Annotated in this window: 10 protein-coding genes and 1 pseudogene; 5 read left to right on the forward strand and 6 right to left on the reverse strand. The window is 34.5% G+C overall.

All coding sequences use genetic code 11. The annotated features are described in order from the left end of the window. A pseudogene (locus QZQ55_RS09450) lies at window positions 1-529 on the forward strand (XRE family transcriptional regulator); the annotation flags it as partial. 819 nt (window positions 530-1348) lie between these two features. After that, window positions 1349-1519 carry a hypothetical protein gene (locus QZQ55_RS09455; protein ID WP_195921331.1) on the forward strand — a complete coding sequence of 57 codons (171 nt, stop codon included), beginning with the start codon at window positions 1349-1351 and terminating at the stop codon, window positions 1517-1519. Window positions 1520-1530: 11 nt separating this feature from the next. Here the strand turns inward: QZQ55_RS09455 and QZQ55_RS09460 are convergent, their stop codons facing one another. From QZQ55_RS09460 to QZQ55_RS09485, 6 genes are all read right to left on the reverse strand, one after another. Further along, the gene (locus QZQ55_RS09460; protein ID WP_187011545.1) at window positions 1531-3423 is read right to left on the reverse strand and encodes an ABC transporter ATP-binding protein; all 1893 of its coding nucleotides are present in this window, start codon (window positions 3421-3423) and stop codon (window positions 1531-1533) included. After that, on the reverse strand, window positions 3413-5164 hold the full coding sequence (locus QZQ55_RS09465) for an ABC transporter ATP-binding protein (RefSeq protein ID WP_363128275.1): 1752 nt from the start codon (window positions 5162-5164) through the stop codon (window positions 3413-3415). Before QZQ55_RS09465 ends, QZQ55_RS09460 begins: the two co-directional genes overlap by 11 nt. Before the next feature lie 13 nt (window positions 5165-5177). Beyond that, window positions 5178-5606 (reverse strand): MarR family winged helix-turn-helix transcriptional regulator, encoded by a 429-nt coding sequence (locus tag QZQ55_RS09470; protein WP_270398376.1) that lies wholly within the window; start codon window positions 5604-5606, stop codon window positions 5178-5180. 95 nt (window positions 5607-5701) lie between these two features. Further along, window positions 5702-6127 carry an aspartate carbamoyltransferase regulatory subunit gene (locus QZQ55_RS09475; protein ID WP_270398375.1) on the reverse strand — a complete coding sequence of 142 codons (426 nt, stop codon included), beginning with the start codon at window positions 6125-6127 and terminating at the stop codon, window positions 5702-5704. Further along, window positions 6124-7059 carry an aspartate carbamoyltransferase gene (pyrB, locus tag QZQ55_RS09480; RefSeq protein WP_295092781.1) on the reverse strand — a complete coding sequence of 312 codons (936 nt, stop codon included), beginning with the start codon at window positions 7057-7059 and terminating at the stop codon, window positions 6124-6126. Before pyrB ends, QZQ55_RS09475 begins: the two co-directional genes overlap by 4 nt. 144 nt (window positions 7060-7203) lie before the next feature. Next, the gene (locus QZQ55_RS09485; protein WP_295092782.1) at window positions 7204-8139 is read right to left on the reverse strand and encodes an AEC family transporter; all 936 of its coding nucleotides are present in this window, start codon (window positions 8137-8139) and stop codon (window positions 7204-7206) included. 116 nt (window positions 8140-8255) lie between these two features. Here QZQ55_RS09485 and QZQ55_RS09490 point away from each other — a divergent pair, with 116 nt between their 5' ends. From QZQ55_RS09490 to QZQ55_RS09500, 3 genes are all read left to right on the forward strand, one after another. Further along, on the forward strand, window positions 8256-9188 hold the full coding sequence (locus QZQ55_RS09490; protein ID WP_295092784.1) for a LysR family transcriptional regulator: 933 nt from the start codon (window positions 8256-8258) through the stop codon (window positions 9186-9188). Then, a complete protein-coding gene (locus tag QZQ55_RS09495) occupies window positions 9148-9735 on the forward strand; it encodes a sugar O-acetyltransferase (protein ID WP_295092785.1) in 588 nt (195 codons plus the stop codon). The genes QZQ55_RS09490 and QZQ55_RS09495 overlap by 41 nt, the downstream gene beginning before the upstream one ends. 172 nt (window positions 9736-9907) lie before the next feature. Beyond that, window positions 9908-10102, forward strand: a complete 195-nt coding sequence (locus QZQ55_RS09500) for a hypothetical protein (RefSeq protein ID WP_295092787.1) — start codon at window positions 9908-9910, stop codon at window positions 10100-10102. Window positions 10103-10160 lie beyond the last annotated feature (58 nt).

Consider the following 10160-nt stretch of genomic DNA (forward strand, 5'->3'; position numbering starts at 1 on the left):
TTTGAAAAAAATTCCTGATACTGTAATTGATGCAACGATTATGAAAACAAGTGTATTAGCACATCAGGAAGGAACAGACACTGCTGCGTTATTCCTGGAAGGGAAACTGCTACAGGCAGTTGTCAATATTCAAAGCTACTTGTATAAGTTAATTGAAATGGAAGAAGAAACAGGAAATCATGATAAAGCAGAGAGAATTGCTGAGATTACAGATCACATGATATCGTTGTTTGGACTATGGAATTACGGCAACACAGTGCCATATCTGCTGATTGCTGGATATCGAAAAGATGTAGAAAAATGTGTTCAGTTAATTAAGCAATTATTAAGTGAATCACAGAAGCCTTGGAATATGACACAATCCCCTTTGTATTACAGGTATGAAGATACTGCACAGGGAAAAGCCTTTTCGGGAGTTGGAAAAAATTTTGTTCGTGAATTGTATTCGGAAATTGAAAATAAGAAAGAGTATGAATTCTTGAGAGGGAATAAGGAACTCGAATTAATTTTTGAGGAACACTTGAAATAGGTTGTAAAAATGTATGGAAATAGATATAGTTGAGAAAGAAGAAAATTTTTGACATTTCCACAGATGCGTGCTAATATGATTATAGAAAAAGAGTGCTACCGATAGACGGTTAGTCCGTTTTACTATTTAGAATATCATCAAAGATAACCGCTTAGTTTACCAGACCAGGGCGGTTATTTTTGTGGTTTATGATTATCTTTGCCTAATGTATATCCGATACTAAAGCAGGTTAAGCCGAAGCATACTACTGCTATAAAGTCAATAATACTCATTGGCTTAGCCCTCCTTTCCACTGGATTCCTTTACAGGTTTTTATGTAATCAGAGGGTCACAGTCCCTCTGGAGAAGGACTAACCGCCTACCGTTACGGTAGCACCCATGTTTCGATTGTAATAGTTAAAAATTGCCGGTGCAATATAAAGTTGGTATAGAAGTATCTAGTATCTACAGAAGAGAATCGGTTTGAGTATTCTCCGGTGCCAAAACGGTGCCAAGAAATCAGGCAAATCAAAATAGGTGGTGCAATTCAACCGCTGTTCACTGTATTTTGGAGAGAAAACCATAAAAAACATGAGGTAAAACGGAATTAAAGTATCGTGCTTATAGACGAACAGAGCTTATTCAAATGTTTAATGAGAGAGATCTGGATCTTATTATCATGATGGAAAATAATTTCCTAAAAGGACCTTCTCTTTTGTTAAAAACATACCCTCTCGTCAAGCATTATCATCTTTAGAATCTCTTCCATTACTCTATGATACATCTACAGAGTATAAGAATATAGATACAGAAATAGAACAATTACTTTTAAAAGCCTGTATGAAAGAAGGTTATGTCATCTTACAGAAGTTCATGGATCAGAGTCCTTATTGTAAGTACTTATCTTCTTCCCCTACAAATAAGACTTCTTCTTTGTATCTTTACTATCATGAAGATGCCCATCAAATCATTCATAATATTATCCAGACACTCAAAAAGCATGCCATCTAGGCATGCTCATTTTATTCTAGTTCAAATGCTCCAGTATATAACTGATAGTATTGACCTTTCTGTTTAATTAAGTCCTCATGAGAACCACGTTCAATAATATGACCATGATCTAATACCATGATTACATCTGAATTCTGTACAGTAGAAAGTCTATGTGCAATAACAAATACAGTACGTCCCTTCATTAAAGCATCCATACCCTTTTGTACAATCGCTTCTGTACGTGTATCAATAGATGATGTCGCTTCATCCATGATCATAACAGGTGGATCTGCCACAGCAGCTCTTGCAATCGCAATTAGCTGTCTTTGACCTTGCGATAAACTTGCTCCATTACCAGTCAACATTGTGTTATAACCATCTGGTAAACGAGTAATGAAATCATCAGCACCAGCAAGCTTTGCAGCTTCAATACATTGTTCATCAGTCGCTTCTAGATAACCATAACGGATATTATCCATAACTGTACCAGTAAAGAGGTTTGTATCCTGTAAGATAATACCAAGTGATCTTCTTAAATCAGGCTTTTTGATCTTATTGATGTTGATACCATCATATCTGATCTTACCATCCTCAATATCATAGAATCTATTAATTAAGTTGGTAATAGTTGTCTTACCAGCACCAGTGGCCCCTACAAAGGCTACTTTCTGACCAGGCTTTGCATATAATGTGATGTTATGAAGAATCATCTTATTAGGATTATAGGCGAAATCTACATCATGCATTTCTACATCGCCTTCAAGTCTTGTATAAGTCACAGTACCATCTTCATGTGGATGTTTCCATGCCCACATTTCAGTACGTTCAGTCGTTTCTACTAATTCACCATTTTCTTCTTTAGCATTCACTAAAGTAACATAACCTTCATCAAATTCAGGTTCTTCATCTAATAATCCAAAGATACGACTAGCCCCTGCAAGACCCATAACAACAGAGTTGATCTGCTGAGAAATCTGACCAATCTGACCAGTGAACTGCTTAGTCATATTCAAGAATGGAACAACGATAGAAATATTAAGTGCCATACCAGATAAAGATACATTTGGTGTCTTTAGATAAAGAAGAACACCTCCTGTTAAGGCAATTAATACATAAAGAATATTACCCATGTTATGAAGAACAGGCATCAAGATATTCGCAAATGTATTGGCTTTTCTAGATGCTTCAAACCAGGCATTGTTTACTTTATCAAACCCTGCGATTGCATCTTCTTCATGATTGAATACTTTGATAACCTTCTGCCCATTCATCATTTCTTCAATATAACCTTCAGTTGCACCAAGAGTCTGCTGCTGTTTAATAAAGAATCTTGAACTCTTAGAACCAAAATTCTTAGTAATAAAGAACATGATAACACAGCCAATTAATACAACCCCAGTCAACCAGAAGCTATAGTAGATCATGATGCAAAATACTGTTAGAAGTACAATAGAAGTCTGCATCAATGCAGGTAATGACTGAGAAATAAGCTGTCTTAATGTATCCGTATCATTTGTATAAATAGACATGATATCACCATGTGCATTTGTATCAAAATAACGGATTGGAAGACTTTCCATTCTTGCAAACATCTTTTCTCTGAATTTCATTAAAGAACCTTGAGTCACGACAGCCATTAAACGGTTGTATGTAAATGATGCAATTAATGAAAGAATATAGAGGATTGCTAGAATTGAAACAAATGAAAATACTTCGACCTGTGCCTGTGCCCAGTTCTTAGTACGCCAGTATTTCTCAATAACAGCAATGATATTCTGCATAAAAACAGATGGAATAGAGCTGACAACTGAGTTAAAAAGAATTAATGCAATAATAATAGGTAGAAGAACAGGATAGAATTCAAAGAGTGTCTTAATAAGACGTGTAAATGTGTTCTTCTTATTACCACGATTATTTTTCATCCTGTTTACCTCCTTTGTTTTGTGAATAGTATACTTCCTGATAAATTGGATTAGATGCAAGAAGTTCATCATGAGTACCGATTGCTTCAACAGAACCATTATTCATGATAATAATCTGATCTGCATCCTGTACACTTGAAACTCTTTGTGCAATGATGATTTTTGTAGTTTCAGGAATAAACTTCTTAAATCCATCTCTAATAATGGCATCTGTTTTTGTATCTACAGCACTTGTAGAGTCATCTAGAATTAGGATTTTAGGCTTTTTAAGTAATGCACGTGCAATACATAATCTCTGTTTCTGACCACCAGAAACGTTAGTACCACCCTGTTCAATATGTGTATCATATTTATCAGGGAACTGTTCGATAAATTCATCTGCACAAGCAAGATGACATGCTTCTTCTATTTCTTCATCTGTGGCATCTTTATTACCCCAGCGTAAGTTATCTTTAATAGAACCTGAGAATAGGACATTCTTCTGTAATACAACAGAGACTGCATCTCTTAAAGTGACTAAGTCATAATCTCTTACATCTACACCAGCCACTTTCACTTCACCTTCAGTCACATCATATAGACGTGAAATAAGATTTACAAGTGATGTTTTAGAAGAACCAGTACCTCCTAGAATACCAATTGTCTGTCCTGATTTAATATGTAGATTAATATTTTCAAGAGCATAACGATCAGCACGCTTAGAATATTTAAATGATACGTTATTAAAATCAATAGAACCATCTTCTACTTCATAGATAGGTTTCTCTGGATTTGAAATTGTACGCTGTTCTTCTAATACAGCAACAATACGTTCACATGATTCAATAGAGATAGTCACCATTACAAAAATCATTGATAACATCATCAAGCTCATAAGAATCTGGAAACTATAAGTAAGTAATGAAGACAACTGTCCAACCTGAATAATAGCTCCACCAAAATTAACAACCAAATAAGAACCAAAAGTAAGTACAAAGATCATTACAACATAAAGACAGAACTGCATCATTGGGTTATTTAATGCAAGAATCTTTTCTGCTTTTGTGAAGTCAGCACATACATCTTCTGCAGCTTCGTTGAATTTCTTCATTTCAAAGTCTTCACGTACAAATGATTTCACAACTCTAATACCATTGATATTTTCCTGTACTGAGTTATTTAAGTTATCATATTTCTTAAATACTTTTCTAAACAAAGGCATTGTCTTCTTAATAACAAGACCTAGACCAATACCAAGTACTGGAATAGTAAATAAGAAGATCAACGCAAGTCGACCACCCATAATAAATCCCATGACCAATGAGAAGATCAACATAAGTGGAGCACGTACAACTGTACGAATAATCATCATATAAGCCATCTGAACGTTAGTAACATCTGTTGTCATACGTGTTACAAGTGATGAAGCACTGAAACGGTCAATGTTTTCAAATGAGAAGTTCTGAACAGCCATAAATAAGTCTTTACGTAGGTTCTTACCAAAACCTGCAGATGCATTGGCTGCAGTAATACCTGCAAGAGCCCCAAATAGAAGTGAGAAACAAGCCATGATAATAAGTATCACACCATATTTCAAAATAACAGATAGATCACATCCGTTCTGCATTTTGTTGACAAGATTAGCAACCATTAGTGGAATAATACATTCTACTAAGGCTTCAAATGCAACAAGAATAGGTGTCAAAATAGAATCTCTCTTGTATTCACGAATACTTTTCTTAAGCACACGAATTATATTCATTCTTTTTCCCCTTTCATTCATTTTCTAGATTTGAATAGACCTTTTTCAGAAGTTCAGCTAAAGTATCCATTTCTTCCTGTGTTAATCCCTTCATCATGAGACGATTGGATTCAGCCATATTCTTTTTTGCCTGTGCACAATGGCCTTCACCTTTTTGTGTTAAGCAGGCAACTTTAATTCGCTTATCCTTAGAATCATCACAAAAATGAATAAGATTCTTCTCCTGAAGTCTTCCTAGAAGTCCCGCAGTAGTTGATTGAGCTACATGTAAATCCTTCTCAATCTCTTTAAAGGTCATCCTCTGATCAGGTGCGTCCTGTAATTTCAATAAAACATGGGACTGCATTAAAGTTAATCCTTCTTTTCTTAAAGAATTATTTGCACGCTTCTTTAAACAGTCATTAATATGCTTAATATAGCCTACTGTTTCACTTTCTCTCATCAGTTTACCTCCTTCTGCGCATTAGAATGATAGTACACTTTCAATTCAATGTCAATAGCATACTATTAAATACCAAATTATGAAAAAAGAAGGACTTAGTCCTTCTTCTCAGCCTTAGATTCACAATAATAACATCTATAGATACGTTTCTCTCTATTTGCTAGATAGAACACCTGATCTAAATCTCTTTCTACAGATGTAATACATCTTGGGTTCTTACATTTAGCCACATTAATGATTTTTTCTGGAAGCTGTAATTTTTTCTTTTCTACTGTTACACCATTCTTAATAATAGAAACAGTAATATTAGGATCAATATAACCTAATACATCTAAATCAACATCAAAATCGTTATCAATCTTGATGATATCTTTCTTACCCATCTTATTAGAACGGCAATTCATGATGATTGCAACCTGACAATCTAACTTATCTAGATCAAGAGCATCATATACTTCCTTTGCTTTACCAGCTGCAATATGGTCAATCACAATACCATTTTTAATACTGTCTATTCTCATAATCTTTCCACCTCATTCTGTAATCCTAATAAGCTTAAGATCAATGCCATACGGATAAAACGTCCATTATGAGCCTGTCTGAAATAAGCAGCTCTTGGATCTGCATCGACTTCAGTCTTGATTTCATTGACACGTGGAAGTGGATGCATAATAATCATATCTTTCTTGGCAGTCTGCAATTTTTCTTCATCTAAGATATAAGTATCTCTTAAACGGATATAGTCCTGTTCATTAAAGAAACGTTCCTGTTGTACTCTTGTCATATAAAGAATATCTAATTCTGGCATAACTTCTTCCATGCTACGTACTTCTTTATATTCAATTCCCATTGGATCAAGAATGTCTTCTTTTAAGTATTCAGGAAGTTTTAATTCATCTGGAGAGATGAAAACAAACTTAGTACCTTCATAACGTGACATAGCCTTTAATAATGAATGCACTGTACGTCCAAACTTCAAGTCACCACAGAAACCTACTGTTAGGTTCTTTAGAGTGCCTTTTTCTCTTTGAATAGTTAATAAGTCAGTTAATGTCTGAGTAGGATGATTATGTCCTCCATCTCCTGCATTAATTAAAGGTACAGTGCAAGTTGATGAAGCCACAACTGGAGCACCTTCCTTTGGATGACGCATTGCGATAATATCACAATAACCGCTAACTACATGAATTGTATCTGATACTGTTTCTCCTTTAGAAGCACTAGATACATTTGCAGTTGGGAATCCTAATACATTTCCTCCAAGTGATAACATAGCACTTTCAAAAGATAGTCTTGTACGTGTACTAGGTTCGAAGAATAGTGTTGCAAGAATCTTATGGGCACATACGTCCTGATAACGTGTACGGTCTTTGATGATATCGTTTGCGAGTGCAATTAAATCATCAATTTCTTCAACAGATAGGTCCATTGGATCAATAATGAATTTTTTCATGGTGAGCTCCTTCTTTATAAACTTGTTTTAATTCCTATCTATTATACCACAGCCCCTCTATTTAAACAGTTTTTTCGCATAAAAACGTTTAATTGATATATCCGCTATACATTTATGATATAGAAAAAAAACAGGAAATCCTGTCTATGCAATAAATAGTACAACCCCTATATATACAATTAATGTGATAATCATTCCCAATGATAAGACAGCGGACTGGAAATCAGCATCTTCTTCTGTTTTATTCATTTTTTCTACAATCATAGGCATAGCAAAACCTGTAGGGGACATATAGTAAATAAGTACAGCCATAAGGTATGTCTTATCCTGCATAAGTGATGGGAAGAATACAAAGAATCCTGCAATAATACAAGAATAAACAATAAAACGAATTCCTAATAGTTTAATTAGAGAATTAATCATATCCTTCTTGATCTTCAAGTTATATCCGATAACAAAAAGAATCATACTGACTATTGGTGCTGTTGCCTGGGCAATAGTTTTTGTATATACAGTGTCAAAAGATGTTGTCATAAGATAGTTATAACATCCTGTAAAATTAAGAATAAGTCCTAATGCGACAGCAATCACAAAAGAATTAGAAAGAATCTTCTTAAGTAATACTTTTATATCTGTTGTTTCTGAGGTCATCTTTTCAATACATATAGGAATAATAATAAAAGCCATGATTGTCCCTGCAATATCAAAGATAACAGTATTTTTGGCATAAGCCATTCCTACAATAGATGTATAAAGAGGTAGTGCGACATTACCTCCCTCATTAGTAGTCATATAGAATGGTGAGAAATGCGCCCATTTCTTACCTGTAATATTTCTTACAAGAAAACCAATAATAAGAGCCATTGAAAATGCGGCAAGTACATATAAGACTATAGAAATAGCCTGTGCTTCTATATGTGATGTAAATAAGACATTGAAGATCATAATAGGGAATAATATCGTGAAGACAATTTTATTGGCGCCTTCCTTCTGTTCTGGTGTGATCCATCCTTTAATACGTGAAAGTAATCCTAAAAAAATCATAAAAAATACTGGAAAAATTGTTTCTATTGCTTTCATAATCTTCCTCCTTTATTTCATCCACTATTATACGAATAATTTTTATAATTAAAATTACTTAATAATTATGTATATTTATACGTTTCAGGCATATATAATACAATTAGGGGGCTATTATGGAAATACGTACACTGAATTACTTTTTAACTGTTGCAAGATTGCAGAGTTTTTCTAAAGCAGCACAGGAACTGCATATTACACAACCTACCTTATCTAGGCAGATTAAGGAACTAGAAGACCAGTATCATGTTACACTATTTAGACGTGATACCCGTCATGTAGAATTAACAAGTGAAGGCCGTTTATTAAAGAAACGTGCTGAAGAGATGATTCGTCTTAAAAGAGTAATAGAAGAAGAACTGTCAGACCCAGAAATCTTTTCTGGTGATATTCATATTGCCTGTCCAGAAAGTAATAGTATGGCTCTTATTGTAAAGACTATTAAGAAGATCAATGAGAAACAGCCCCATCTCCGTTTTCATCTTCATAGTGGAAATGCAGAGTTAGTAGAATGCATGATTGATGAGGATGAAGTGGAGTTTGGAGTCGTCGTAGGACAGAACCACTTAGAAAAATATGACTTCATGCCTTTGTCTACTTATGAACAATGGGGCGTTTATCTTCCGGCAGACGATCCTCTTGCACTCAAAGATGTTATTACACCAATGGATTTAAAGGGACGTCCCCTGATTTTAAGTAATCAGGATATGATTTCTAGTAAGTTTCATGGATGGGCAAATTCCAATAAAGAACCTTTAAATATTGTAGCAACCTATAATCTTATTAATAATGGGTTATTATTGACTGAGAATCATATTGGGTATTGTGTAGGCCTCGATTATATGTCTTGTATTCGTGATGATTCTCTCTGTTTTAAACGTTTATCACCACCTCTTATTGACCAATCCATGGTCATCTGGAAGAGATATCATTACTTTTCAAATATTGCCCAATACTTTCTTTCAGAATTAAAAGATATAATGTATTATACATGTACGGAGGATTATCATGACAGAGAAACAGAAGATGATAAATCAGCAGCTTTATGATGCAAATAATGATCACACTTTACTCAAAGAAAGAGCTTATGCGAAAGATCTATGCTTTAAATTTAATCAACTCATGCCATCTGATACAATAAACAAAAAAAAGACGCTCCATCAATTATTAGGACCTATAGATGATTCTACTTGTATTATGGCACCGTTCTGGTGTGATTACGGCTATAACATTAAGGTAGGAAGGAACTTCTTTGCGAATCATAATACAGTAATACTAGATGGTGCAGAAGTGTCTTTTGGAGACAATGTCTTTATTGCACCAAACTGTGGATTCTATACTGCAGGACATCCAATTGATGCAAAACGTAGAAATCAAGGACTAGAGTATGCTTATCCTATTACAGTAGGCAATAATGTCTGGATTGGTGCAGGTGTTCATGTGATGCCTGGAGTCACTATCGGGGATAATGTTGTCATTGGTGGAGGCAGTGTTGTTGTAAAGGATATTCCTAGTAATAGTGTTGCGGTAGGAAATCCTTGCAAAGTAATACGTCCTATTACTGAAGAAGACGAACAAACTAATTGGGATAGATAAAAAAGGGACAAAATAAATTTTGCCCTCAAGGGGCTGTAACGAATAGATGGTATTTACTACTACCTTGAGCGTTACAGCTCTTTTTCGTATATCCCAACCAAAAAAGGTTATTCACTATTAAACGAAGATACAACCTTCTATTACACAAGCATTAAAAAGGATGGTAAATAATATGAGTAAGGTGTTTAAACTTATTATTGATGATGGTAATGAACCAGTAATACTTGAGGAAGATGAAGTTTTAGAGGATATTCTTAATAATCTAGAGTCTATTTCTAACCGAATTGATGATATTCAGTTTTCTCTAATGAAAAAAGACGATAAGGATTCATCGTCGGATTTAGATATTTCTGAAATAGACTTCTAGAGCGTAAGAAAGTAGGCTAACCTATCACTAGGCTAGCCCCTTATCAAACCGTACGTGC

The organism is uncultured Catenibacterium sp., from assembly GCF_900540665.1.
Taxonomy (GTDB): Bacteria; Bacillota_I; Bacilli_A; order Erysipelotrichales; family Coprobacillaceae; genus Catenibacterium.